This window comes from Fictibacillus aquaticus, assembly GCF_002245695.1.
Lineage (GTDB): Bacteria > Bacillota > Bacilli > Bacillales > Fictibacillaceae > Fictibacillus > Fictibacillus aquaticus.
Window position 1 is genome coordinate 740,183 of the sequence record NZ_NOII01000001.1, and the last position, 24,216, is coordinate 764,398.

26 protein-coding genes and 1 other annotated feature are annotated in these 24,216 nt (G+C 41.6%); of the genes, 10 read left to right on the plus strand and 16 right to left on the minus strand.

Going from position 1 to position 24,216, the window contains the following annotated elements; genetic code table 11:
• Positions 1–15: 15 nt before the first annotated feature.
• Together yjbM and CGZ90_RS03895 are read right to left on the minus strand one after the other, a co-directional pair.
• Complete coding sequence (yjbM, locus tag CGZ90_RS03890; protein ID WP_094251774.1) at positions 16–657, minus strand: GTP diphosphokinase; 642 nt, start codon at positions 655–657, stop codon at positions 16–18.
• Positions 658–663: 6 nt separating this feature from the next.
• Positions 664–1,068 carry a UPF0738 family protein gene (locus CGZ90_RS03895; protein WP_094251014.1) on the minus strand — a complete coding sequence of 135 codons (405 nt, stop codon included), beginning with the start codon at positions 1,066–1,068 and terminating at the stop codon, positions 664–666.
• A 128-nt stretch (positions 1,069–1,196) separates the two neighbouring features.
• Between CGZ90_RS03895 and CGZ90_RS03900 the strand changes: the two genes are divergently transcribed.
• From CGZ90_RS03900 to CGZ90_RS03915, 4 genes are all read left to right on the plus strand, one after another.
• Positions 1,197–1,775: a CYTH domain-containing protein gene (locus tag CGZ90_RS03900; RefSeq protein WP_165766755.1), complete on the plus strand. Its 579-nt coding sequence runs from the start codon at positions 1,197–1,199 to the stop codon at positions 1,773–1,775.
• Between the two features lie 20 nt (positions 1,776–1,795).
• Complete coding sequence (locus CGZ90_RS03905; protein ID WP_094251016.1) at positions 1,796–2,440, plus strand: lytic transglycosylase domain-containing protein; 645 nt, start codon at positions 1,796–1,798, stop codon at positions 2,438–2,440.
• 167 nt (positions 2,441–2,607) lie between these two features.
• Positions 2,608–3,027, plus strand: a complete 420-nt coding sequence (locus CGZ90_RS03910; RefSeq protein ID WP_094251017.1) for a globin domain-containing protein — start codon at positions 2,608–2,610, stop codon at positions 3,025–3,027.
• Positions 3,014–3,925, plus strand: coding sequence for a ClpXP adapter SpxH family protein (locus CGZ90_RS03915; protein ID WP_094251018.1), 912 nt, complete (start codon positions 3,014–3,016; stop codon positions 3,923–3,925). The genes CGZ90_RS03910 and CGZ90_RS03915 overlap by 14 nt, the downstream gene beginning before the upstream one ends.
• A gap of 119 nt (positions 3,926–4,044) precedes the next feature.
• Here the strand turns inward: CGZ90_RS03915 and CGZ90_RS20450 are convergent, their stop codons facing one another.
• From CGZ90_RS20450 to mecA, 5 genes are all read right to left on the minus strand, one after another.
• On the minus strand, positions 4,045–4,230 hold the full coding sequence (locus CGZ90_RS20450) for a hypothetical protein (RefSeq protein WP_133063546.1): 186 nt from the start codon (positions 4,228–4,230) through the stop codon (positions 4,045–4,047).
• On the minus strand, positions 4,220–6,037 hold the full coding sequence (gene pepF / locus CGZ90_RS03925; protein WP_205727367.1) for an oligoendopeptidase F: 1,818 nt from the start codon (positions 6,035–6,037) through the stop codon (positions 4,220–4,222). Before pepF ends, CGZ90_RS20450 begins: the two co-directional genes overlap by 11 nt.
• A gap of 75 nt (positions 6,038–6,112) precedes the next feature.
• A complete protein-coding gene (locus tag CGZ90_RS03930; RefSeq protein ID WP_094251021.1) occupies positions 6,113–7,270 on the minus strand; it encodes a competence protein CoiA in 1,158 nt (385 codons plus the stop codon).
• 81 nt (positions 7,271–7,351) lie between these two features.
• Positions 7,352–8,866, minus strand: coding sequence for a cardiolipin synthase (cls, locus tag CGZ90_RS03935; RefSeq protein WP_094251022.1), 1,515 nt, complete (start codon positions 8,864–8,866; stop codon positions 7,352–7,354).
• A gap of 70 nt (positions 8,867–8,936) precedes the next feature.
• Positions 8,937–9,620 (minus strand): adaptor protein MecA, encoded by a 684-nt coding sequence (gene mecA / locus CGZ90_RS03940; protein WP_094251023.1) that lies wholly within the window; start codon positions 9,618–9,620, stop codon positions 8,937–8,939.
• A gap of 300 nt (positions 9,621–9,920) precedes the next feature.
• Between mecA and CGZ90_RS03945 the strand changes: the two genes are divergently transcribed.
• Positions 9,921–10,586: a TerC family protein gene (locus tag CGZ90_RS03945; protein WP_094251024.1), complete on the plus strand. Its 666-nt coding sequence runs from the start codon at positions 9,921–9,923 to the stop codon at positions 10,584–10,586.
• 129 nt (positions 10,587–10,715) lie between these two features.
• Here CGZ90_RS03945 and spxA read toward each other — a convergent pair whose 3' ends face one another.
• The 3 genes from spxA to CGZ90_RS03955 all read right to left on the minus strand — a co-directional run bounded on the left by spxA (position 10,716) and on the right by CGZ90_RS03955 (position 12,130).
• Positions 10,716–11,114, minus strand: coding sequence for a transcriptional regulator SpxA (gene spxA / locus CGZ90_RS03950; protein WP_094251025.1), 399 nt, complete (start codon positions 11,112–11,114; stop codon positions 10,716–10,718).
• A gap of 277 nt (positions 11,115–11,391) precedes the next feature.
• Positions 11,392–11,526 carry a hypothetical protein gene (locus CGZ90_RS21205; RefSeq protein WP_276206754.1) on the minus strand — a complete coding sequence of 45 codons (135 nt, stop codon included), beginning with the start codon at positions 11,524–11,526 and terminating at the stop codon, positions 11,392–11,394.
• A gap of 31 nt (positions 11,527–11,557) precedes the next feature.
• A complete protein-coding gene (locus tag CGZ90_RS03955) occupies positions 11,558–12,130 on the minus strand; it encodes a GNAT family N-acetyltransferase (RefSeq protein WP_094251026.1) in 573 nt (190 codons plus the stop codon).
• A 483-nt stretch (positions 12,131–12,613) separates the two neighbouring features.
• On the opposite strand from CGZ90_RS03955, the gene CGZ90_RS03960 reads away from it, so the two are divergent.
• The 3 genes from CGZ90_RS03960 (at position 12,614) to CGZ90_RS03970 (ending at position 15,295) form a co-directional block, all read left to right on the plus strand.
• Entirely contained in the window at positions 12,614–12,796 is a 183-nt protein-coding gene (locus CGZ90_RS03960; protein ID WP_094251027.1) for a hypothetical protein, read from the plus strand.
• Between the two features lie 106 nt (positions 12,797–12,902).
• Positions 12,903–14,663: a UbiD family decarboxylase gene (locus CGZ90_RS03965; RefSeq protein WP_094251028.1), complete on the plus strand. Its 1,761-nt coding sequence runs from the start codon at positions 12,903–12,905 to the stop codon at positions 14,661–14,663.
• A gap of 92 nt (positions 14,664–14,755) precedes the next feature.
• Entirely contained in the window at positions 14,756–15,295 is a 540-nt protein-coding gene (locus CGZ90_RS03970) for an HD domain-containing protein (protein ID WP_094251029.1), read from the plus strand.
• A 31-nt stretch (positions 15,296–15,326) separates the two neighbouring features.
• Here CGZ90_RS03970 and CGZ90_RS03975 read toward each other — a convergent pair whose 3' ends face one another.
• The 6 genes from CGZ90_RS03975 to CGZ90_RS04000 all read right to left on the minus strand — a co-directional run bounded on the left by CGZ90_RS03975 (position 15,327) and on the right by CGZ90_RS04000 (position 22,077).
• A complete protein-coding gene (locus tag CGZ90_RS03975; protein ID WP_165766756.1) occupies positions 15,327–16,175 on the minus strand; it encodes a DegV family protein in 849 nt (282 codons plus the stop codon).
• 145 nt (positions 16,176–16,320) lie between these two features.
• The gene (locus tag CGZ90_RS03980) at positions 16,321–17,316 is read right to left on the minus strand and encodes an ABC transporter ATP-binding protein (RefSeq protein WP_094251031.1); all 996 of its coding nucleotides are present in this window, start codon (positions 17,314–17,316) and stop codon (positions 16,321–16,323) included.
• The gene (locus CGZ90_RS03985; RefSeq protein WP_094251032.1) at positions 17,316–18,335 is read right to left on the minus strand and encodes an ABC transporter ATP-binding protein; all 1,020 of its coding nucleotides are present in this window, start codon (positions 18,333–18,335) and stop codon (positions 17,316–17,318) included. The genes CGZ90_RS03980 and CGZ90_RS03985 overlap by 1 nt, the downstream gene beginning before the upstream one ends.
• Before the next feature lie 11 nt (positions 18,336–18,346).
• Entirely contained in the window at positions 18,347–19,363 is a 1,017-nt protein-coding gene (gene opp3C, locus CGZ90_RS03990) for an oligopeptide ABC transporter permease (RefSeq protein ID WP_094251033.1), read from the minus strand.
• Entirely contained in the window at positions 19,363–20,292 is a 930-nt protein-coding gene (opp3b, locus tag CGZ90_RS03995) for an oligopeptide ABC transporter permease (RefSeq protein WP_094251034.1), read from the minus strand. The genes opp3C and opp3b overlap by 1 nt, the downstream gene beginning before the upstream one ends.
• 126 nt (positions 20,293–20,418) lie before the next feature.
• Complete coding sequence (locus CGZ90_RS04000) at positions 20,419–22,077, minus strand: peptide ABC transporter substrate-binding protein (protein WP_094251775.1); 1,659 nt, start codon at positions 22,075–22,077, stop codon at positions 20,419–20,421.
• A gap of 451 nt (positions 22,078–22,528) precedes the next feature.
• On the opposite strand from CGZ90_RS04000, the gene CGZ90_RS04005 reads away from it, so the two are divergent.
• Complete coding sequence (locus tag CGZ90_RS04005; RefSeq protein WP_165766757.1) at positions 22,529–22,894, plus strand: DUF3899 domain-containing protein; 366 nt, start codon at positions 22,529–22,531, stop codon at positions 22,892–22,894.
• A 26-nt stretch (positions 22,895–22,920) separates the two neighbouring features.
• Positions 22,921–23,167 (plus strand) — a binding site (T-box leader).
• Positions 23,168–23,223: 56 nt separating this feature from the next.
• Complete coding sequence (gene trpS / locus CGZ90_RS04010; RefSeq protein ID WP_094251776.1) at positions 23,224–24,213, plus strand: tryptophan--tRNA ligase; 990 nt, start codon at positions 23,224–23,226, stop codon at positions 24,211–24,213.
• Positions 24,214–24,216 lie beyond the last annotated feature (3 nt).

The following is a 24,216-nucleotide window of genomic DNA, read 5'->3' on the forward strand; positions in this document are numbered from 1 at the left end:
TTCATCACCCTTTAATTAGTTGTCTGAAACAACATCAGCAGCGTCTTCTGCTCGTTCATTGAACAGCCGCTGCGCTTCTTGTATCTCGCCTTTTATCTGAGACATCTCTTCATCAAGCCTGAAAGCCGCTTCAGCTGCCCGCTGCAGCCGAAGCTGGATATTTTCAGGAATCTGTCCCTGGTATTTGTAGTTGATAGAATGTTCGATAGTGGCCCAGAAATTCATTGCGAGTGTCCTGATCTGCACCTCAACCAGAATCTTTCGCTCGCCCTCGAGAGTCTGCACAGGATATTTTATCACCACATGGTAAGAACGGTAGCCGCTTGGTTTTTTATGCGTGATATAATCTCTCTCTTCTACGATTTCAAAGTCAGTCCTGTTTCTAAGCAAAGAAATCATCGTTGAGATGTCTTCTGTAAACTGGCACATGATCCGCAGTCCTGCAAGATCCTGCAGCTCGTTCTCCAGGTTTTCAGGCAGGATGTTTTTCTGCCATGCTTTGTTTAAGATCGAATTGACAGGCTTTACTCTGCCCGTAACGAATTCGACTGGCGAATGTCGGTTATACTTTTGCGATTGTTCTCTTATTCCTCTAAATTTTACTTTTAATTCATCGACTGCCTGCTTATATGGTGCGAGAAGTGTTTCCCAATCCATATTCACCTATATCGTTCCTTCTTCCGTTTTTGAGATGATAGAAGTAAAACTCTTTTCCACCTTACTTACCATCTTTTCCCCATAGTTTGTGTTGCCCTTAATATTTTCTACAAGATATTCCATTTCAGACACGAGGGCAGATAGAGTGATTTTATGCTCGCTGTCTAAGTGAAGGACCGCTTCAAGACCGTTGTCTGCCGCTTTATCGATGTTTTCCCAGTGTTCTTCACCAAGGTCTACATAAATAAGGTCATTTTCAGTTTCCAGTACGTATAGAAAAGAGAGTGCATCAGAATCGACAAGCATACGCATGGCATCTGCCGCTTTCTCCTTTACAATTTCCCCATTAGACGGGTAAAGGGATAGTTCTTGGCCGATCTCTGAAGTTTCAACATGTATTCGTATAGGCATTACAAATATAACCTCCTGTGTTCTCTGTCTATAGTTTATCATAAAGTTTTCCGTTTGAAATTGTTGGGATACACTTCATATGACATAATAAATACATGAATATTGAAGAAGAAATGGAGTGCACCGGATTGAAGCAGGAACTTGAAATTGAATTTAAGAACATAGTCAGCAAAAACCACTTTCAAACATTGATGAATCATTTTAATATCACGAAAGAGAATTTAAAAGAACAAACCAATCACTATTTTGACACATCCTCGTTCTCTTTAAAAGCACAGCGTTCTGCACTTAGAATCAGAAAGAAAGAAGATTCATACGTCTTAACATTAAAACAGCCAAGCGGGCAGCATCTTCTCGAAAGTAACCAGCCCATCTCGAAAGAAACTCTCGAACAAATGCTCGCTTCCGATTCTTTTCCTGACGGAGGGATCAAAGAGCTGATTCAAAGTATGGGAATCGATCCTGAGTTAATCCAATATCTCGGAACTCTGAAAACATTCAGAGCAAAAATCCCTTATGATGGCGGCTTGCTTTTTTTTGACGAAAGCCATTATTTAGGCACTATAGACTATGAAATCGAATACGAATGTGACGATGATAAGAAAGGGAAAGAAACCTTCAAAGCGCTGATGACAAGCCATTCAATCCCTATTGTGAAAACAGCTAACAAAATACAGCGTTTTTTCACCCGTAAGCAAGACATCTAGATCCTTAAAGGAGCTTTAATATGAATATTGATACATTAAGAGCCATTTTACAGCTGCAGTCATTCCAGCAGCTTCCTGCTGCCGGAGCATCCGGTACACAGGCTGAAATGCCGTTCAGCGATATGCTTGCCGCTCTCACAGGCCAGTCCGCTGCGCCTTCACCCTTTCAGCAATATGGCGCTTCTTCAATGCCAATGAATGACAGACCGCTTATGCTGCCAGGAACTTATAATATAGCGCCTGTTACACCCAGCAGGCCTGCTGCCGCAATGAAAATCCCATCACAGGACTTGGAACAGGCTATCCAGCAGGCCGCAGCAAAATACAATGTTGATCCAGCACTCATTCATTCTGTTATCAAGCATGAGTCGAACTATAACGCTTCTGCTGTTAGCCATGCAGGAGCAGCCGGTTTGATGCAGCTTATGCCTGGCACTGCCCGCTATCTTGGTGTGAATGACCCTTATGATCCTGCGCAGAATATTGAAGGCGGAGCAAAATACTTGCGCATGATGCTAGATAAATACAACGGAAATGAAGAACTTGCTCTAGCTGCATATAATGCCGGGCCAGGGAATGTCGATCGTTATGACGGTATCCCGCCTTTTAAGGAAACGATTAATTATGTTAATAAAGTGATGGGTACATACCGCTCTTTCACCTGACACCTGCAGTTGCAGGTGTTTTTCTTCGGCTCAATGCATGTATATTGAATCGAACAGCGATGCGTATATTCATTCCTGGTTTGTAGGGACAGCCTTATTATTTGCGTTATTATTTCAAGCCTTGCTAAAATAAGGTTACAAAATTGAATGTCCAAGGAGTTTTCATCATGAATGAAAAAACAGCTGCACCATATGAACACCTTGGAGGTCTGCAAGGTATCGAGAAGCTTGTTACGGTTTTTTACTCGTATGTAAGCAAAGATCCGCTGCTGTCTCCGCTGTTTCCAGATGATCTGACTGAAACAGCCCGAAAGCAGACCCAGTTCTTGAGCCAGTTTTTTGGTGGTCCTCCTTTTTACACAGAAGAACACGGCCATCCTATGCTGCGGGCGCGCCATATGCCGTTTCCTATCACGAAAAAGCATGCCGCTGCATGGCTTGATTGCATGAAAAGAGCTTTAAACACTAGAAACGTCCCTTTGCCGCTGCAGGAGTTCATCCTCAGCCGGCTTACGATGACTGCTTACCATATGGTCAATACCGCAGACAACAATGCAGGAAAGGAGCAGGATAATGACATGGTTTGATCCAACGTTTCCCTTTCAGGATAACCAGAAGCCAAGTTCATGTCATAAGCCGCTTGAAATTTATTCAGTCATTGACCCTTTTTGCGCTGACTGCTGGTCGCTCGAACCCGTCTTAAAAAAGCTGCAGACGGAATACGGCCAATATTTTACATTAAGACATTTTATAAGCGGCACTTTGAATACTTACAACGGGCTGTCTGCCTCCTCGAAAAAGTCATCTAGACAGGCAGAAAAAATGGCTGAACGCTGGGAGCGCGCAGCAAGTCTTTCCGGAATGAGCTGCGACGGCGATCTTTGGTTCGAGAATCCCATATCCGCGCCTTACAGAGCTTCGCTTGCCATAAAAGCAGCTGAGCTTCAAGGCAAGGCGGCAGGTTTCCGGTATTTACGGAAAATGCGGGAAATGCTCTTCTTGAACAAACAAAACATCGGAGAGGATTCTGTACTTCAAGAAATCGCCGCTTCAGTTGGACTTGATACGCAGGAATTCACACGTGACTTAAATTCTGAAGCAGCTGTTAAAGCTCTTCAATGTGATTTAAAGTTTTCGAGCGAGATGTCTGTTACCCAGATGCCCACGTTAATTATTTTTAATGACCGCGCAGATGAAGAAGGCATTAAAGTGTCAGGCTGCTATTCTTATGAGGTGTATGTTGAGGTATTCAAAGAAATGCTCGGCAAAAAGCCTGAAGTTTCTCCTCTGCCATCATTAAAGGAATTCTTGAAAGTTCATCAATTTGTAGCGACAAAAGAGGTTTCCCTCGTCTATAACTGGACACTTGAAGAAGCTGAGCGTCAGCTGAAAATGCTGCTCTTGCAGCAGGTTGTCGAAAGGATTCCTGTTAAACACGGAACGTTTTGGCGCTACAGCAAACATATAGAACCGCCCGTTATTTGACGGGCGGTTTTGTTCATTTTTATCTCACCCGCCTAATACAGTAGTACAGGGGGTGATGAGCATGTACCTGCTCATTTTTATGGTCTGTCTGTTCGGTGTGGCAGCAAGCTTTTATTATTTTATTCTCTCTCTGTTGCAGCTGGCTCCATTCTTCGTATCCATTCCGCTGTTATTTTCAGCCGTATTCCTGGCTGTTCTTTGCCATAATTACCGGTCGAAAATTCGCAGCCTTCATAATCGCCTTTTCCTGAAAAAAAGCTGAACCCGCACAGCCGCGGGTTCAGCTTTTTGTTTTTACTTCTCAAAAAGAAGCTCTTCCATCTCATCAAGAATCGATTCAAACACCTTCAGAGCATTTTCAATCGGCTCAGAAGTAGTCATATCTACTCCAGCTTTTTTCAGCACTTCGATCGGATAGTCAGAGCTTCCCGCCTTTAAGAACTCGATATAGCGGTCAACTGCTGGCTGCCCTTCTTCTAAAATCTGCTTTGATAAAGAAGCAGCTGCACTGAAGCCTGTAGCATATTGGTATACATAGAAATTGTAATAAAAATGAGGGATTCGCGCCCATTCAAGGCCAATCTGCTCATCGATCACGATGTCGCTTCCGAAATACTTAACGTTCAATTCGTAGTAGATTTTCGTCAGCAGTTCTGGTGTCAGCGGCTCGCCTGCTGCTGCACGTTTATGAATTTCCTGCTCGAATTCAGCGAACATCGTCTGGCGGAAGACTGTGCCTCTGAACCCTTCGAGATGGTGGTTCAGCAAGTACAGCTTCTCCTTTTTGTCTGTCGTTTTATTCAGCATATAATGGTTCAAAAGCGCTTCATTGCATGTAGAGGCCACTTCTGCCACAAAAATCGAATAGTCCGCATAAGGATACGGCTGAGACTCACGTGTATAATAGCTGTGCACAGAGTGTCCGATCTCATGTGTCAGTGTAAACAAATTGTTTACGTTATCCTGCCAGTTCATAAGAATATATGGCATCGTGCCATAAGCTCCGGATGAATAAGCACCGCTTCTCTTGCCAGCGTTCTCATGAACATCGATCCATCTCTTCTCGTAGCCTTCCTTCACGATGTTTACGTACTCTTCCCCCATCGGAGCTAGAGATTCGACCACTAGCTTTTTAGCTTCTGTAAAAGGTATTTCCATTTTCACATCTTTTACGAGCGGTGTGTAAAGGTCATACATGTGCAGCTCATCGACTCCAAGAGCTTTTTTGCGCAGACGGACATAGCGATGAAGAAGATTAAGGTTGCTGTTAACCGTCTGAACCAGGTTTTCATAAACACTCTCAGGAATGTTGTTGTTGTTCAGCGCTGCCTCGCGTGCTGACCCGAACTTGCGAACTCGGGCAAAGAAGTTGTCTTTTTTCACCTGGCCGTAAAGCGTGCTCGCAAATGTGTTTTTAAAGTTTCCGTACGTGCCGAACATCGCTTCAAAAGCTTCTTTACGGACATTCTGGTCGGAGCTCTCAAGAAAGCGGATGTATCTGCCGTGTGTCAGTTCCACTTCTTCTCCGTTCTCATCCTTCACTGTCGGGAACTTAAGGTCTGCATTATTCAGCATGCCGAACGTGCTGCTTGAGCTTCCTGTCACTTCTCTCACATCAGCAAGGAGCGCTTCTTCTTCTTTTGAAAGGACATGAGGACGCTGTCTATTAATCTCGTCAAGCGCATGTTTATATAGCTTTAAAGGTTCATAGTCCGCTGCGAACTTATTCACTTTTTCTTCAGGTAGAGATAAGATTTCCGGGACCGCAAACGACATCGTGCTGCTCACCTGAGTGGCTAGTGTTGATGCACGATCATTTAGGCTTTGATAAAAAGAATTGGCCGTGTCTTGGTCATAACGCATATGGGCATATGTATAAAGCTTCCCAAGCTTTTTTGTCACTTCATCTTGGCTTTGGAAAAAGTTATAAAGCGCTTCTGCTGAGTCACCAAGCGTTCCTTGATAATCTTTGATCGCTGGAAGAAGCTCTTTAATTGAAGTAAACTCCTTCTCCCACTCTTCATCACTTGCATAAATCGCTTCTAAATCCCACGTGTCTTCTACTGCGATTTCGTTTCGTTTTGGCAAGGATTTTGTTTTAGTCTGAGCCATCAAAAACACCTCCTGAATAATTGGTAAAACGGTAATTTCTAAACATAAAGATATCTACATTTTACCAGAAAAGACTCATTCAAGGCTAAAATTTGAACCTTCTTCACTTAATCTTTCATCTTCTTCTAATGCTTTTAAAGTTGAACGGTGAAATTGAAAAGGCTGCAGCCGTGAATAATAGCCATCGGTTTCCCTCAACCAGCCCATTCGCTGCAGATCGTTCACGTAGTTGAAAAGAGCTGACTTATAGCTCCCATGCAAAAAAGGAAAGACTCGGATGCTAAAAACCCTGTTGTCAACAAGGCGAATAAAGGCGGAGGCTAATTCATCCCGAGTGAAGGGCGCGCAGGATTGGATATAGAAGCATACCCATGACTGCCAAAGAAAAGACGGTGTATGGATGTGAAAATATTCATTTGAGGGAACTCCGCAAATAGTTGGGAAGTTTACGAGAGAATGACTGTGCATGCTGAAGATTTTTTTAACATATCTGTAAGCTGAGGAGTGATACTGAAAAGAATGCAGCCGCCATTTTTTCTTTTCACTTAGCCATAAAGCAGTGAATTCTTTGTTATTATCTTCTTGGATGCTTACATCGTTCAAAGCGGCTATATCCATTTTTTTTAACGGGATTATTTTTTCCTGTGCAAATATTTTTGTAGCTGAAAGCGGTCTTATATTTGAAAGAGTACGAAATACCATAGACAACGGACAGAAAAAAATCAACCGTTCTCTTCCCCCCATCATGGCCAAGTCGTAAGATGAAACTTTGAAAACATTCTCTTTTAGTCTGCGTACTCTTTTATCTGCAAGAATCCAATAAACAGGCAGTCTTTCTGACATATAGCCATTTGACCGCTTAACAACTAGTTCTTCTGAAATGGTGGCACACTGAAATTCAATAGCAGCTTTACCTATGATCAGAACATCCGCACGCTGTTTTGCCTGCGGCAGATAGGCTTCAAGCTCTGCCTCATTTCCTAAATCCTTTAGCCATCGGAATAGCTGCTTTTTTCCGAGCAGATGATAATAAGATTCTTTTTCTGAATCGTCCTTGCAGTCTTCATTGTCTTTATGAGCAAAGTGCCACATTTTTTTGCTGCCTAGCTTTGGAATCACGATACAGCTGCAGATTGGACACGTAAAACTTTCTTTGTTCATCTCTGTAATCTGTTCTCTCTTCCAGCCGTCAAGCATGCTGATTTTTCTATCTTTATGAATAGCTGTCAGCATATACCATCCCTCATCTCTTTTTTCCACTATGATGATGGAACTTCAAGAAAAAAAACAGCCGCAGAAAGGCTGTTTTCATGACTAAAGTAATGGTGAAAGCAGTCGTGCAAGGGACTCAAATACCCGATTCCGAAGCTTTCGGTTATTAAAATCAAGCAAAGTCATCTTTTTTGAAAAAGTTAGATCTTTTTCAAAATAGAGGCTCAGACTGCTGATACTTTTAGTGTTATATAAAAAGGCATTAACCTCAAAGTTTAAATGAAAGCTTCTCATGTCCATATTACATGTCCCAACCGATGCAATCTCACCATCAACAATAACAAATTTGCTATGCATGAAGCCTTTCTCATACTCGTAGATTTCAGCCCCCGCTTTTAGTAAATCTCCAAAATAGGATCTAGAGGCGTAAAATACCGTTTTTTTATCGGGTTTATCTGGTACAAGAATCTTTACATCTATACCGCTGAGAGCAGCTACTTTCAATGCCATGTAAATCTCTTCATCAGGAACAAAATACGGAGAAGCGATCCAGACCGATTTCTTTGCAGAAACAATCATGGAAAAGTACAAGTTTTTCATGACTTCCCACTCATTATCCGGGCCTCCCGCAATAAGCTGAACCCCGCCTTGATTCTTGCCGCCTGGATTTCCCCATTTATGAATAAAGTATTCTGGGACTAATTTCTCGCCGGTCGCATGGCGCCAGTCCTGGAGAAAGATGAGCTGGAGGCTGTTAACGGCTTCACCCGTAATTTTTAAATGGGTGTCTCTCCAGAAACCGTAATATGGACTTAGTCCCATATATTCGTCGCCGATGTTCAGCCCACCCACTAAACCGTATTGTCCATCTGCAACTACTATTTTCCGATGGTTGCGGAAGTTGATCTTTTGATTAAAATACGGCAGTTTGACGGGGAAAAACGGTTCCATATTCACTCCAGCCGACCTTAATTCTGATATAAATGAAGGAGAAAGCGCAAGGCAGCCAACCGCATCATATAAGAAGCGGATTTCCACACCCTCCCTTGCTTTTTTGATCAGCTTATCTTTCAATGTAGTGCCCGTTTTATCATGTCTGATAATGTAATATTCTAAGTGAAGATGCCTCTCCGCCTTATCAATTAAATCAAACAATGCGGCGAATTTTTCATCACCGTTAGCTAGCACCTCTGTCTCGCTCGCAAAAGAAACCGGCGTCTTGCCGAGCTTGCTAGCTAGATTCAGAAACTGCTTCTGACGGTCCTCCATCCAGCCGAATTCGCACTTCTCCTGCTGCAGGCTGTTTTCTACCCGCACATAAATGTCTTCATCTTCCAGGCTTTTTTTATAGAACATTTTCTTTTTCCTATAGCTTTGTCCAACAAACATATAGACAACAAATCCTAAAAACGGAAACAGCGCTAACACAATGAGCCAAGCGAGAGTACTTGACGGATGACGATTCTCTAAAGAAATAACAACGGCAATAAAGAGAGCTGTTACAGAAAACAAAATAGAAAATCCTGTAAAAAAACTGTGATCTCTCATGATGTATGAAACAACGATTAATACTGTCAACAAGATTAAAAAGACTGCAATTTTTGCTGTTTTTTTCATTTAGCGTCTCCTGTCAGGCTTTTTATTCAGAAAAAAGACCGATTTCTAAAAATCGAAATCGGCTTTATGGTTAAAGCGGAAAATTTTTCTTAATGTCCTGCAAAGCTTGATCTTTCATGATTGTTTTTCCGTATTCTTGTATCCGGTGTATGGACAGCCCGGAATCCTGACCGTATTCAAGAAGCTGTGCAAGCAAGTCATCCTGCTCTTTGTCAGGCACATCCGGATTGAAAGAAACATAAAGAAAATACTTGTTTTCAAAGTGGTACAGCGAACTTGTAAACGATTCATTTTGAATGGAATGACTCAGCATTACCACGTCATCAAAGTCCTTAAAATGCAGCAGGAATGACAGAAAATCTTCATCCAGTTCTTCAAGTTCCTCGAGATCATCCTCATCATCGTCATCGTCTTGCTGAAATTGCTGATCAATCAGCTTTTCTATGTTTTCATCCACTGGAACATCCAGCTTTTCATCTCCGATCGGAAGCTCGATCTTCGTCCCGTCTTTTGACATCTGAGCTCTTGTGACAATGATTTCCAGACCTTTATCCAGTGCCTGCACTTGAATCCACAATGGCCCTTCTAAAGGAAACTGCTCCATTTGATGAGCTTCGTCCATCATCTCCCAAAACAGTTCTTCGCCACGTTCCCGGTTTGACCAAATTTCTTCCCGGTCAAAGCCTCTATGTTCAATATCACGGTAAGTAATAAAGAATTTTATTGTAAATTCGTTGACTCTTTCGATTTCCATATTGCTTCTCTCCCTTCTCCTTTTTAATTTTGTGAAGGGACAAATTCCCCAATTTTTAATTGTTATTTATTCTATTCCCAACAGAGTGAACAATGAATCCATTCTAAACTCTTGTACTTTATTCTATGACAGAACAGCAAAGATGGAAATAAAAAAGGCTTGTAGCAACGCCCTTTTTTCCGGCCGTTTCATGATAGAAACCTCATGCCGGACAAGTTGACTTTTTGTCAGAAAGTCTATAAGGTTAAAATATTGTACCATATATTACCCTTGTTTTCATCTTTCACGAGGAGGTTCACGATGGAACCGGATTTTCTGCTGTCACTTCTGCAAATCATCGCAATCGATATTCTTCTTGGCGGGGATAACGCCATCGTTATTGCACTGGCAAGCCGAAACCTTCCGGAACATCAGCGAAACAAAGCTATATTCCTCGGTACTGGGCTTGCCATTATCTTAAGAATTGTTTTAACCATCTTAGCCGTTTACCTTCTTAAGATTCCTTATCTGTATTTTGTAGGCGGATTAATGCTCGTGTATATCTCATATCAGCTTTTGGTTGATCAAGAAGAAGAAAACAGCATCAAGCCAGGCAAGAGTCTAGCTGACGCTATCAAAACCATTGTTTTTGCAGATATCGCTATGGGACTTGATAATGTATTAGCTGTCGCAGGGGCTGCTCACGGTAACATTACACTCGTCATTGCAGGTTTGGTTATTTCTGTACCGATTATTATTTGGGGAAGCAAGATTATCTTGCACTTTCTTGAAAGATATCCCTTGCTCGTGTACATAGGTGCTGGCGTTCTTGCCTTTACAGCAGCTGGCATGATTACATCAGAGGAAGCTTTTGCATCGTTATTCAAAGATAATCCTGCTCTGACATACATTGTTACAGCGTTTATTATTATAGGTGTGATGCTCTTAGGATGGATCAGAAACAAAGTATTTGTTAAGAAAAGATAATAACTTAGGCTGTCGCACTATCTTATGCGTCAGCCTTAGTTATGCATTTAACTGCATAGATTCTTGATTTTATAAAAAGTTAAAAATACAAAAAAGGACTTCTGCCGGTTAAAGCAGAAGTCCTTACGTTTATTCATTTACTAGCCGCTGAGCTTCCAACAAATGGAATGTCCTTACCTTGCGCGGAAGGAACCGTCTGATTTCATCTTCGTTATAGCCTACTTGCAGACGCTTTTCATCTAGGATAATCGGGCGTCTGAGCAGCCCCGGGTTATCTGCGATAAGCTGATAAAGATCCTGCAAAGGCATTGACTCCAGCTGGATATCCAGCTCCTGAAACGTTTTAGAACGTGTAGAGATAATTTCATCCGTTCCGTCTTCAGTCATACGGAGAATTTGCTTTACTTCTTCTATTGATAAAGGCTCTGAAAAGATGTTTCTTTCTGAATAAGGAATATCATTCTCTTTCAACCATGCTTTTGCTTTTCGGCATGATGTACAGCTCGGCGAAGTAAATAGTGTGACCATATTGGATCTCTCCTTCCCCTCTTATATGATTATGTCACTTTAAAAAAGTTATTTAATCATATTTGATATTATACTACATAATTTTAGTTAAAGAAAGCACTCATTGTAATTTTACAAAACTTATACAAAACCGTGCTTCTATGTATCCATCATTATATATAGACGTATTACCCAAAGAAAAGTTTCATAAAACATAAAAAAAACAATAAAAAACAAAAATGCTCAAGAATCATGTTGAAACGACTCTTGAGCTTACTAACTATTTGTAGGAAAACCCTTATGCGCTAGTCTTATTAATCGATGAAGCAGGCCCTTTTCGAGACAATCCCGGGGTCAATTTTTTCAAGTTCTTCTTCAGCATTTCCTTCAGGAGCTCGCGCTTGCTTTTTTTCTTTCGGCCATTATGTTTCATTTGCATCATCCTCCTTTATTAATAAGGAAAATTAGTCTGCAATATGAGAGCTGTCTTTTACTGCATCTTTTATAGTAAGAACTTCAGAGGCAGACTGATATTTTTCTCCATACAGCTCCACATCTTTATATGTGTGTATCTCATTATACGTCTTTTTCATGTTTTCATAAATAGATTCTTCAGATTCTTTGCTCGGAGACCAATACAATATCTCCATCTCATTTACTTTCCCTGTTGCAAGCGATTTTCTTCTATAGCCGATCGCTGCTGCGTGTTTAAAGCCTTCTCTTTTATAAAAACGCTGCCTTTTTTCCGTATCAGTATCTTCATAATCTACGGGTTCTACTTCCAGAATGATCGTTTTCCCCTTGCTTTTCAGTTTTTCTAAAAGTTCGTGTCCGATTCCTTTTCCTCTAGCGTTTTTGGAGACAAATAAATAATCAATGAAAATGAAGTCATCGAGCTCCACGTACATTAGGACATGATACTTTCCTTCATCTTTATGATAAATTTCGCCTTTATCTTTTAATAGAAGTTCAATATGTTCTTTTGATTTCATTTCTTCTATCGGGAAATATTGATTCAGTTTGTCATACCAGTTCATTGCTCCACTCTCCTCTGATTTATTTGGGCTTTCCTTACAGATTGTTGCTTTGAATGTGTAGTAAATGGGCTTGCTAATGTGAACTGTCCTGCATTATTTGCGAGTTCCACAAGGCTGTCATTTCTTTTGTTTACAAAAGGTAGCTTTTGTTCTCTTCTGCTTCCTCTTGTGGTATACAAACGTTGTCTTCGTCGTCATGAATTGCAGCGTTTGTACTTTCATGAACATCCCTGATTAAGTTGATTGGAGTGTAAGGCGCCGACTCCAGCGGGACGAGTGGGACAGGAGAGACCCTTAAGGTAGCGTAGCGGCAAAGGGGCTCACCTGTCTAGCTGAAACGGAAATCAACAGCTTCATCGCTTTCTTTCACAGCAACGACGTTTTCGACGGTTATTTTATTTAATTTCCCCTCTTTCTAACTTTCTTATCATTGTTTACAATAGAATTAGTAAATTTTTCTTTTTAACCAATAAGGAGGCTTCGATGAAAGAATACCTCATTGACCTGACACTGCTGGCACTTTGCTTAATCAGTTTGACCGCTTTAATGGGTACCATTTCCCGATTTATTGCTCAAACTTTTTTTGGAGGAAAAAAGAAGAGCTTTTTCCTTTCGCAGTCACAAGGTTTTCAGGAAAATTGGAAAAAAGTTCAACGCCGGAAATAGAATATTCAACGATTATGTGAAAACAGCCTCTTTATGGCTGTTTTTTTACTGCCGCGGCTAAAAAACAGCTATAATGAAATTGGATTCTACATAAAGAGGTGTAACCATGCATACTAACCTTCGCAGTTTTATCAGCATGCTGCAAAAAGAAAAAGAAATCATTACTATTACAAAAGAAGTTGATCCATACCTTGAAATCCCTGAACTTCACAGAAGGGTTATCGATGAGCAAGGACCTGCATTGCTGTTCACCAATGTTAAAGGCAAGGACATCCCAGTCGTCACAAACCTTTTTGGAACAATCCGAAGAGTAGATATGGCATTCGGTCCGAAGCCAGAAAAAATCGTTAAAGATCTTGTTTCTTCTATTGATGAACTGATGCCTCCTACCTTTTCTGCACTTTGGAAAAGAAAAGGACTGATTAAAGACGTAACATCCCTTGGTACGAAGATGGTATCTGAGAAGTCTGCACCGATCACGGATGTGAGCACACAGAACTTCAATATGAAAGACCTTCCAGCGCTTACAGGCTGGCATTTGGATTCAAATCCGTTTGTTACTCTTCCTCTTGTTTATACCGAGCATCCGGACAAGCATGAGCACAACCTCGGGATGTACAGGATTGAAATAAAAGAACCGAAGAAAACAGGCATTCACTGGCAGATTCATAAAGGCGGCGGGTTTCACTATCATGCTGCTGAAAAGAAAAATGAGGCTCTTCCTGTAACACTGTTTTTAGGCGGACCTCCTTCACTAATGATCAGTGCTATAGCTCCTCTTCCTGAAGCTGTACCTGAATTGATGTTTTCATCGCTTCTTATGGGAGAAAAACTAAAGCTAACAAAAGTGGACGGACACCCTCATCCCTTAATCGCAGAAGCTGAATTTGCGTTTGGCGGGCACGTACCTCCCCGAATCCGGGAACCAGAAGGACCGTTCGGCGACCATTACGGCTACTATTCTTGGGCACATGACTTTCCCGTATTTAATGTTGAAAAAATGTGGAAAAGGAAAGACGCGATCTACCCAGCAACAGTTGTCGGAAAGCCGCGCCAGGAAGATTATTTTATCGGGGAATACCTTCAGCGCTTGATGAGCCCGCTTTTCCCGGTTGTTATGAACGGAGTGCGTGACTTATGGACATATGCTGAAACCGGCTTCCATGCACTTGCTGGAGCTGTCGTAAGAGAATCTTACTACAAAGAAGGACTTGCTCATGCATTCAGAATCATGGGTGAAGGACAGCTTACACTTACAAAGTTTTTGATGGTCACGAACAAACCTGTCAATCTGCAAAATTTCAGCGAACTGCTTGAAGGTGTTCTTGAACGGTTTCTTCCTGAGCGTGATCTTCTTATCATCCATGATACATCGATGGATACTCTCGATTATACAGGCAGAAAGTTGAATACGGGTTCAAAAGCGATCATGACCGGTCTTGGAGAACCAGTCAGAGAGCTTCAGAGAACGTATAATGGAGGCCCAGTTGGCGGTGCAGGAAACATTGAAGTATTCTGCGGAGGATGCTTATGCGTTTCTGGTCCATCATTTGATGAAGCACCTGATTATGCAGAAGCTCTCTTGCAAACATCCGGAGAGGCATTTAAAGGCTGGCCGCTCGTGGTGCTCGTCGACGATGCTTCGATTGCACGTAAACAGTCCTCCTTTTTATGGACCGTTTTCACAAGGTTTGATCCGGCGTATGATGTGTATGCAAAGGGAACGATCGACCGCAATCGTGTGAAATATGAAGGCACCATTATTATTGATGCACGCATGAAGCCGTTCTATCCGCCAGTCGTTGAGACACGAGATGATATTAAGTCACTTGTTGACAGCCGATGGACTGAATATTTTAAAAGCTGAGAGTATGCCTCTCAGCTTTTTTATATTTGTAATTGTTTATGAAAAATGGTATATTATTTAGAAATACTTTTTTAAAGAAAGGAGAATTGCACATGAGAAAAGTGACTCTAACTGAAATTTTCACTCATCCATATGCCCAAAAATACATGAAGCGAGCGGGAATCGTACATGCTGTCTCAACTGCATATCACGCTTTCCATATTGCTAAGGAAAATGGCGCTGATCCTGATTCTGCTGCCAAAGCTGCACTGCTGCATGATATTGGCCATTACACATGGTACAATAACGGTACATGGGATTATGACCTTTACAAAGAAAATGACATTCATGCGATCAAAGGAGCCGAGCGGGCTCACAAGCTTCTTGTCCGACTTGGTGAAGATCCAAAAAAGGCAAAAGAAATCGCACTTGCCATCCTGCTTCATACTGATTCCTATCTTCCTGAAAGCTCTTTAGCGCGCACACCGCTGCAGGAAGCCGTAGCGAGGGCTGATGAAATGGATGAAGAACCCGGTGGAATGCACCATTACAGACAGATGGATGATGAAAGAACGATAAAAATGCTTCAAAAACTAGATAGGATGGTTGAAAATGAACAAAACCGCCAAACATTAAAGCACTCTGTTTCCTAAAGGAAAACAGAGTGCTTATTTGTATCATATATTAATAATAGATAAAACCAATCGCATTGTTTCCAGAATACGTACCGATCGTACTCCCAAATCTTGTGAAAGAGATATTCTTAAACGTATCAAGATTTAAAGATGTGTTGAATTCTTGTAATACTTCTTCTTTTGAGTTTAAGCTATGGATGATAAACAGCTTTTTCTCAGGGTTATTCTGGCGCCATTCCTGAATCATTTCATTCAGCTTAGTAATTCCCTTTTTCCTGCCGCGGAATTTCCCGATCGTTTCTACCACGCCGTCATGAATCGAGATAAGCGGTTTAATATTGAGCATGCCTGCTATCGCTCCTTGAACAGCAGATATTCTTCCGCCTTTTTTCAAGTTTTCCAGCGTTTCCAGCAGAACGTACGCAGTAATATCCTTTTTCTCTCCGTTCAATACAGAACAAATTTCCTCAGGATTTTTCCCTTCAGCAGCAAGCTGGACTGCTCTTTCGTATAAAACATGAACACCGCCTGAAGCGATTCCCGTATCAACGATGAAAATTTTATTTTGATCAGCTTCATCCAGCATGCTTTTTGCGAGTGTAGCGCTTTGCAATGTCCCGCTCAAATTTTTTGATAGACCGAGATAGATAACTACCTGGCCTTTATCGATCTCGGTCTTAAACGTTTCTAAGAAGGCATGTGGAGAAGGCTGACTTGTCTTTGGCAATTCAGGCTCTCTTCCCATTCTCTCGTAAAATTCATTTTCAGTAATATTTACGCCGTCTAAGTATTGATCTTCTCCAAACTGCACGTTTAAAGGAACGATGACGAGCGGGTAGCCAGTAATAGGCTCTATTCTGTAATCACTTGCACTATCCAGTACGAATGATAATTTCATGTTTCGACAACTCCATTTCTCACTGTATAAACACATGAAGATCCGCATAAAAATAGGCGCATCACATGATGAATCCGCTTTAATACATTTATTTTAACATAAAAAGACCTCCTGTTATACAGGAGATCTCATTTTTGAAAACCGATTAGTTTTGTTTCATTGCTTCTTCGTCATAAAGATGACAAGCTACCCAATGGCCTTCTCGTGCTTCGAGCCATTTTGGCTCAACAGCTGCACAAACGTCCATTGCATGAGGGCAGCGTGTTCGGAAGCGGCATCCGCTTGGAGGATTGATCGGTGAAGGAACATCTCCTTCAAGGATAATTCTTTCACGGCTGCGTTCCACTTCTGGATCTGGTACAGGAATGGCAGAAAGCAAAGCCTGCGTGTAAGGGTGAAGAGGCTCTTCATAGAGCATGTCGCTTCCTGTAAGTTCTACCATGCTTCCAAGGTACATTACTCCAACACGGTCAGATATATGCTTAACCATTGAAAGGTCATGAGCGATAAAGAGATATGTTAAGCCTCTTTCTTTTTGCAGCTTCATCATCAAGTTGACGACCTGCGCCTGGATGGAAACGTCCAATGCAGAAATCGGCTCATCGGCAATGATAAAGTCCGGGTCAACTGCAAGAGCGCGGGCGATCCCGATACGCTGGCGCTGTCCTCCTGAGAATTCATGCGGATAACGGTTTGCGTGATCTTTGTTTAAGCCTACTGTTTCAAGCAGTTCATATACACGTGCATCACGCTCTTTGTCGTTTTTTGCAAGTCCGTGAATGTCTATTCCCTCGGCAATAATGTCTTTTACTGTCATACGAGGGTTAAGAGATGCGTAAGGGTCTTGGAAAATCATTTGCATCTTACGATTGAACTTTTTAAGATCTTTACGCGATTTTTTACCATGAACGTTTTCACCTTCATAGTTAACTTCGCCTTCTGTTGCACCATAAAGACGGATGATCGTACGTCCTGTAGTAGACTTACCGCACCCAGATTCTCCTACAAGTCCGAGAGTCTCGCCTTTGTAAATCTCGAATGAAACGTTGTCAACAGCTTTTAGCACTTGTTTCTTTCCAACTTCAAAGTACTTTTTAAGCCCTTTAACTTCTAATAAAACTTCTCTATCTTTTACTGACATTAACGAGCACCTCCTACTAAAGCCTCTTCAGGCGGCTCTACTTTAGGAGCTCGCTCATCTAGAAGCCAGCAAGCCGCTTTGTGGCTTGTGGATACATCATAAGCTTCTGGCATATGTTCTACACACACTTCCATAGCATACGGACAACGCGCCGCAAAAGGGCATCCTTTTGGCGGATTCAGCAAGTCCGGTGGCGTACCTGGAATGGCAAGAAGCTCTTTAGACTCAGCATGCAGCTTAGGCATGGAAGCAAGCAGTCCCCAAGTATAAGGGTGCTTTGGCTTGTAGAATATTTCATCAACTGTACCAGTCTCGACGATTGTTCCGCCATACATAACCGCTACACGCTGTGCAAGGTTTGCAACAACACCAAGATCGTGTGTGATCAGGATAATCGCTGTACCTGTCTTTTCCTGAAGATCACGCATCAGATCAAGGATCTGTGCCTGAATGGTAACGTCAAGAGCTGTTGTCGGCTCATCGGCAATCAATAATTTCGGATTACATGCAAGTGCGATCGCGATAACAACACGCTGTCTCATACCACCGGAGAACTGGTGCGGATATTCTTGCACACGTACTTCCGGATTAGGAATGCCTACAAGCTTAAGCAGGTTGATTGCACGTTCCTTTGCTTCACCTTTTGACATGTTCTGGTGCTTTCTAAGCCCTTCCATGATTTGCTTTCCAACAGTCATGGTCGGGTTAAGAGAAGTCATCGGGTCCTGGAAGATCATTGAGATTTCAGCACCGCGGATTTTTTCCATCTCTCTATTCGATGCTTTTACAAGATCTTTGCCTTCAAACAGGATCTGACCTTCTTTAATTTTACTGGTCTTAGCAGGCAGCAGGCGCATAACAGCCTTGGATGTTACCGATTTACCAGACCCGGACTCACCTACGATCGCAAGTGATTCCCCTTTATCGAGCTGAAGGTTTACACCGCGAACCGCTTTAACTTCGCCTCCATATGTGTTGAAGGAGACATGCACATTTTTTAATTCTAATAGCTTTTCCATTCATACTCCCCCTATTTACGCATTTTCGGATCTAAAGCGTCTCTCAGTCCATCACCCAGCATGTTAAAGCTAATCATCAGCAAGCTGATAATGATTGAAGGTATAAGCATAAGGTGAGGGAAAATCTGAAGCGATCTAAACCCTTCGTTTACTAGCGACCCTAGGGAAGCTGTCGGAGGACGAAGACCTAATCCGATAAAGCTCAAGAATGCTTCAAAGAAAATCGCTGTCGGAATTGTAAATGTTGTTGTGATAATGATCGGTCCTAATACGTTCGGAATAAGGTGCTTGGATACAAGTCTCTTATCTCCTGCACCTAAAGTTCTTGATGCTAATACGAATTCTTGGCCTTTCAGTTTCAAAATCTGTGCGCGGACGATACGCGCCATACCGGTCCATCCAGAGATGGCCATCGCGATAATGATGGATGTTATACCTGGCTTCAGAATCAAAATAAGCAAGATAATAATAACCAAGTTTGGTATACCGATCAAGATTTCAATAAAACGCTGCATATAGTTGTCGGTCTTGCCGCCGTAGAATGCTGAGATACCACCGTATGTGATACCGATCAGCAAATCTAGTATTGCAGCAACAAACGCGATCAAAAGTGATACTTGTGTTCCTTCCCAGATGCGCGTCCATTGGTCGCGGCCAAGTGCATCTGTTCCAAACCAGAAGTAATCTTTCTGCTGCTTCAGCTTATATTGGTCCATGCCGCGGATATCAACACCATCAAGTCCTAGGAAAGAAATGTTTTCAAGACCTTGAACTTTCGGCGGTAAGTTTACTCTCATAAGATCCTGATCATTAAAGCCATATTTGCTCATTTGCGGTCCTATGAAAGCCATAAGTGCGATAAACACAATAATGATCAAACCTGTTACTGCTGCTTTATTTTTACGAAGACGAATCCATGCATCTTTCCAGAAGCTGATACTCGGACGGGCGATGACCTCTTTATTCTCTTTTCGGACTTGGGCAGGCTGAAACAACTCTGTGCTGATCTCGTGTTTTGGTAAGCTCATTATTCCTTCCCTCCTGAAATTCGAATACGCGGATCAATGATTCCGTATAGAATATCTACTAATAAAATGACGCCAATGAAAAGTGTGCTGTAAAACAGTGTAGTCCCCATGATTACCGGGTAATCATTAGTTGCGATAGAAGATACGAACTGCTGGCCAAGACCAGGAACACTGAATATTCTTTCAATAACAAGAGTGCCTGTGATCAAGTTTACTGCCAATGGCCCCAAGATTGTGATAACGGGAATCATGGCGTTGCGGATTGCATGCGTTACGATGACTCTCGCGTTGCTCAATCCTTTTGAACGCGCGGTAATAATGTAGTCTTGCCCAAGTACTTCTAAAATTTCGGTACGCATAAAACGGGATGTTGTGGCGATTACTACTAACGATAAAGCGATAGATGGCAGAATAGTATGCTCCCATGTTGTCCAGAATGCTACAGGAAGCCATTGCAATTTAACTCCTACATAATATTGAAGCAAACTTGCAAAAACGAATGAAGGTATGGAAAGCCCGAGTACGGATGCAACCGTGGCAGAATAGTCCACCCACGAATTATGCCGGATGGCGGCAATCGTACCAAGAATTAGTCCAAGTACCGTACCGAGTATTAAAGATTGCATTCCTAAAAACGCGGATGCGCCAATTCGTTCACCGATTAGTGTAGAAACAGGGCGACCGTCAAACTGGAATGAGATGCCAAGGTCTCCTTGAGCTAATGCTGTCATGTATTTCACATATTGAACAGGTACAGGTTCGTTCAAACCATACTTATCCAATAAAATTTCCTTTTGCGTATCACTTAAACGGTCTTCATTGTTGAATGGCGAACCAGGCAGCAACTTCATCAAGAAAAACGTTACTGAAGCAATAATAAACAGCGTAAGGAGCATGTAGCCGATTCTTTTAAGTACATATTTCCCCATATTATGACCCTCCTCTATTCTTGCTCTATAGGAACTGGAATCTGAATTATCCAATAATTTTCAAGGTTATAGGCAAAAAAAGAGTATATGTCAGGACGACATATACTCTCCTGAATAACTCTAGTTTTACTGTTTACCTTCGATGTAAGCCCACTTGTAGCTGTAGTCAGCACCAAATCCGTGCTTGAAAACATCTTTAACATAAGGTTTTACGAGTAGAGCACGTCCTCTTTGGTATAGAGGTGCGATTGCAGCATCTTCTTCAAGAAGGATGCGTTCTGCTTCTTGAAGGTTTTCCCAACGCTTTTTAAGGTCAGAAAGATCAGTTTTAGCAGATTTGATTAGATCATCATATTTCTTGTTAGAGTATTCCATACGGTTGTGACCGCCGTCAGTTACAAACATATCAAGGAAAGTCATAGAATCCTGATAGTCAGGTCCCCATCCAGCAAGTTCGAAATCGTATTGACCTTTGTTTTCAAGATCTAGACGGTTTTTGAACGGCTGCGGGTTAAGTGTAACTTTAAGGCCTGGAAGGCTCTTTTCAAGCTGTGCTGCGATGTAAGTAGCAAGTTTAATTGATGATTCAGTGTCACCAACTAGGAATTCAACTTCTACTTTGTCTTTCTTAAGTTCTTTAAGTCCAGCTTCCCAGTCAGATTTAGCTTTCGCTGCATCAAACGCGTGGAAACCATCTTTGTACTTCGCACGGAAATCTTCGCCATCAATGTTAGTGAAGTTAGCTGGTACTAAGTAGTTAGCAGCTACAGATCCGTTGTTAAGGATAACTTTAACCATAGACTCTTTGTCGATTGCTTGTGAGAAAGCTTTACGTACGTTTACGTTCTTGAACACAGGGTTCTTCTGGTTCATCTTTAGGTACCACATTGTAGCTTCTGTTTCTGTTTTGAAATCTGCGTTGTCTTTGTACTGATCAACATACTCAGAAGAAAGACCAACTAGATCGTTTTGGTTTGTGTTGTAAAGGTTAAGGTCTGTACCAACATCTTTAACTACGTTAACGTTGATTTCATCAAGCTTAACGCTGTCTTTATCCCAATACTGGTCGTTCTTAACCATTTTCCAGCTTTCTTCGTGTTTCCACTCAGAAAGTACGAAAGGACCGTTGTATACTAAAGTGTTAGCTTCAAGAGCGTACTTGTCGCCTTGAGACTCAACGAATTTTTGATTTTGCGGGTAGAATGTAGCAAATGAAGTCAAACCTACGAAATAAGGAACTGCGTTCTCAAGAGTGATTTCAAGAGTGTGGTCGTCTTTTGCAACTACACCAAGCTCCTCAACTTTTCCGTACATTGGATCTTCAGGGTTGATGATTTTGTTTACGTTCTTGATATCACCCATGATGTACTGGTATGAACCAGCGGAGTCTTTATTAAGTGTTCTGTGGTAAGAATAAACAAAGTCTTTAGCGGTAACAGGGTCACCGTTGCTCCACTTTGCATCTTTACGAATTTTGAAAGTGTAAACTTTTCCGTCTTCGCTTACTTCATGGCTTTCTGCAACACCTGGAACTGGCTTATCAGTCTTATCAAGACGATAAAGTCCTTCCATAACGTTGTTAAGTACTTGGAATGATGCAGCATCCTCTGCTTTACTTACGTCAAGAGATGGAAGCTCTGCAACTTCAGTCAGGTTTAAAACTTGTGGTTCTGCTGGCTTTTCAGTTTTCGTGCCGTCGTTTCCTTCTGGCTTAGGATCTTTAGCTTCGTCCTTGCCGCCTGAGCATGCTGCTAGGAACAAGCTGAAAATTAAAGTCAGAGCCATTAGGAATGTTAATTTTGACTTTTTCACTCGTTGTACCTCCCCTTTTTATATGCTTCATTTTAGTAGATGAAAGCATCAAGAATTATCAGACATTTTCATCTACAAATTCGATTATACAAGTTTTCTAACAATTGTGCATTTATTTTTTTTTACAGTTTTACAAAAACCGCATTATATTTACGATTGCTTAACAAAAAATAGGTACAAAGACCTAGTAATATTTCAGTTTATTTGCAATATTAAATTCCATTTTCAGTAAAAAATGCGTGCCTGAATATGAACGCATCTTCCTGTTTTTGGTTTTAAACAAGCCTTTTTATTATAAAATTTTTGAAACTTCCCATATAAAAAATCTGATACAATAGGTTTATAGTATGATTGGCGTTTTTCCATATTAATGGTTCAATTAATATCGAACAGTGAATTTATACCTATAGGAGCTGACAAGACTATGTCTAAGGATTTATCCCGTGCAATATGGATTGGCGGATTCTTGATTGTTTTTTCTTTAATTTGTTCTCTATTTCTAAGTGGCCTGGATCTGCTGGCTTTTGTTAACGTTCTTTTTATGACTTCTATGTGTGCTTCAATGATAGGATTGGTACTTTTTGTCGTGAAAGGTGGCGCTTTTGATTTTTTTACATATAGTTGTAAAAAGATCGTCAAACTATTTTCACGAGACCGTGTGCCTTTCGATTCGAATTTTGAATCCGCTTTTGCTCTTTCAGAAAGCGTAGACAGGTCCCTGATGAAATCACTTTTATATTCAGGTCTGGTTCTTGTTTTCCTATCTACAGTCCTTGCGTATTCCCTTTAATTTCGGGTATAATACAAAAAAAATATAGTACAGCGATGATAAAGAAGAGTACATGCGGAAAGTTTTCAGAGAGTCTGTGGCTGGTGTGAACAGACAGCGGAATGCATGGAATGGGCTTTTGAGCTTCTCTGCCGAACCAATTATTGCAGTAGGCCAGAGCGTGTCAGTCCGCACGATAGAACGTGACAGCGCATAGAGTTTTGTGTGTACGAAGAGATTCAGTGGTTTTATACTGAATAATAAGGGTGGCACCGCGGTCCATTCGTCCCTTTTCAAGGGGACGGATGGGCCTTTTTATATTGTTTAACTATTTTAAAGGAGTGAAGGAAATGGCAGTCATTTTTTCTGGCATTCAGCCAAGCGGCACGATTACGATCGGTAATTATCTTGGCGCGTTAAAGCATTTCGTAAATTATCAGGAAGAGGATGAATGTTATTTCTGCGTCGTCAACCAGCATGCGATTACCGTTCATCAAGATCCAGCAGAACTGAAGCAAAACAGCAAGAAGCTCGCGGCTTTATATCTTGCTTGCGGCATAAGCAGTGAAAAATCAACATTGTTTATTCAGTCTGAAGTGCCAGCACATACAAAGTTAGGCTGGATGCTGCAGTGTGTAACCTACATCGGGGAATTGGAACGAATGACGCAGTACAAAGATAAATCAAAAGGCAAAGAAGCTGTATCATCAGGATTGCTTACGTATCCTCCGCTTATGGCAGCTGACATTCTTCTTTATGGCACGGATTTCGTACCGGTCGGCGATGATCAAAAACAGCATATTGAACTTACGCGAGATATCGCTGAGAGGTTTAATAAGAAATACCGTGAAATCTTTACTGTTCCAGAGCCGCATATTGCAAAAGAAGGCGCCCGTATTATGAGCCTTGTAGACCCAACAAAAAAGATGAGTAAATCAGATGAAAACATTAACTCATTTATTTCGATGCTCGATGATGAAAAGACGATCATGAAAAAAATCAAACGTGCTACAACTGATTCTGACGGCATTGTTGCTTACGACAAAGAAAATAAGCCTGGCATCTCTAACCTTCTGACTATCTATTCGCTGTGCTCGGGAGAAAGCATTGAAGAGCTAGTTGTTAAGTACGAAGGAAAAGGGTATGGAGATTTTAAAGAAGGTACAGCTAACGCCATTATTTCGGTTCTGAAGCCTATTCAGGAACGATACGAGGCTTTCATCAATTCACCAGAGCTGGACACCATTCTTGACCATGGTGCTATGAAGGCAGAAAGAAAAGCCAACAAAATGCTGAATAAAGCAGAACGCGCGATGGGCCTTGCACGTAAGAGAATTTAACCA

What these genes read in the sequence shown, in the direction of transcription:
- CGZ90_RS03955 (WP_094251026.1), bottom strand. Translation starts at nt 12,130, where the DNA reads ATGAACTGGTATGACAAACTGAATCAATATTTCCCGATAGAAGAAATG.
- mecA (WP_094251023.1), bottom strand. Translation starts at nt 9,620, where the DNA reads ATGGAAATCGAAAGAGTCAACGAATTTACAATAAAATTCTTTATTACT.
- CGZ90_RS03970 (WP_094251029.1), top strand. Translation starts at nt 14,756, where the DNA reads ATGAGAAAAGTGACTCTAACTGAAATTTTCACTCATCCATATGCCCAA.
- CGZ90_RS03965 (WP_094251028.1), top strand. Translation starts at nt 12,903, where the DNA reads ATGCATACTAACCTTCGCAGTTTTATCAGCATGCTGCAAAAAGAAAAA.
- opp3b (WP_094251034.1), bottom strand. Translation starts at nt 20,292, where the DNA reads ATGGGGAAATATGTACTTAAAAGAATCGGCTACATGCTCCTTACGCTG.
- pepF (WP_205727367.1), bottom strand. Translation starts at nt 6,037, where the DNA reads ATGGCTCAGACTAAAACAAAATCCTTGCCAAAACGAAACGAAATCGCA.
- CGZ90_RS04005 (WP_165766757.1), top strand. Translation starts at nt 22,529, where the DNA reads ATGTCTAAGGATTTATCCCGTGCAATATGGATTGGCGGATTCTTGATT.
- CGZ90_RS03945 (WP_094251024.1), top strand. Translation starts at nt 9,921, where the DNA reads ATGGAACCGGATTTTCTGCTGTCACTTCTGCAAATCATCGCAATCGAT.
- spxA (WP_094251025.1), bottom strand. Translation starts at nt 11,114, where the DNA reads ATGGTCACACTATTTACTTCGCCGAGCTGTACATCATGCCGAAAAGCA.
- CGZ90_RS03985 (WP_094251032.1), bottom strand. Translation starts at nt 18,335, where the DNA reads ATGGAAAAGCTATTAGAATTAAAAAATGTGCATGTCTCCTTCAACACA.
- CGZ90_RS03915 (WP_094251018.1), top strand. Translation starts at nt 3,014, where the DNA reads ATGACATGGTTTGATCCAACGTTTCCCTTTCAGGATAACCAGAAGCCA.
- CGZ90_RS03895 (WP_094251014.1), bottom strand. Translation starts at nt 1,068, where the DNA reads ATGCCTATACGAATACATGTTGAAACTTCAGAGATCGGCCAAGAACTA.
- CGZ90_RS03930 (WP_094251021.1), bottom strand. Translation starts at nt 7,270, where the DNA reads ATGCTGACAGCTATTCATAAAGATAGAAAAATCAGCATGCTTGACGGC.
- yjbM (WP_094251774.1), bottom strand. Translation starts at nt 657, where the DNA reads ATGGATTGGGAAACACTTCTCGCACCATATAAGCAGGCAGTCGATGAA.
- trpS (WP_094251776.1), top strand. Translation starts at nt 23,224, where the DNA reads ATGGCAGTCATTTTTTCTGGCATTCAGCCAAGCGGCACGATTACGATC.
- CGZ90_RS03905 (WP_094251016.1), top strand. Translation starts at nt 1,796, where the DNA reads ATGAATATTGATACATTAAGAGCCATTTTACAGCTGCAGTCATTCCAG.
- cls (WP_094251022.1), bottom strand. Translation starts at nt 8,866, where the DNA reads ATGAAAAAAACAGCAAAAATTGCAGTCTTTTTAATCTTGTTGACAGTA.
- CGZ90_RS21205 (WP_276206754.1), bottom strand. Translation starts at nt 11,526, where the DNA reads ATGAAACATAATGGCCGAAAGAAAAAAAGCAAGCGCGAGCTCCTGAAG.
- CGZ90_RS03975 (WP_165766756.1), bottom strand. Translation starts at nt 16,175, where the DNA reads ATGAAATTATCATTCGTACTGGATAGTGCAAGTGATTACAGAATAGAG.
- opp3C (WP_094251033.1), bottom strand. Translation starts at nt 19,363, where the DNA reads ATGAGCTTACCAAAACACGAGATCAGCACAGAGTTGTTTCAGCCTGCC.
- CGZ90_RS04000 (WP_094251775.1), bottom strand. Translation starts at nt 22,077, where the DNA reads ATGGCTCTGACTTTAATTTTCAGCTTGTTCCTAGCAGCATGCTCAGGC.
- CGZ90_RS03960 (WP_094251027.1), top strand. Translation starts at nt 12,614, where the DNA reads ATGAAAGAATACCTCATTGACCTGACACTGCTGGCACTTTGCTTAATC.
- CGZ90_RS03980 (WP_094251031.1), bottom strand. Translation starts at nt 17,316, where the DNA reads ATGTCAGTAAAAGATAGAGAAGTTTTATTAGAAGTTAAAGGGCTTAAA.
- CGZ90_RS03910 (WP_094251017.1), top strand. Translation starts at nt 2,608, where the DNA reads ATGAATGAAAAAACAGCTGCACCATATGAACACCTTGGAGGTCTGCAA.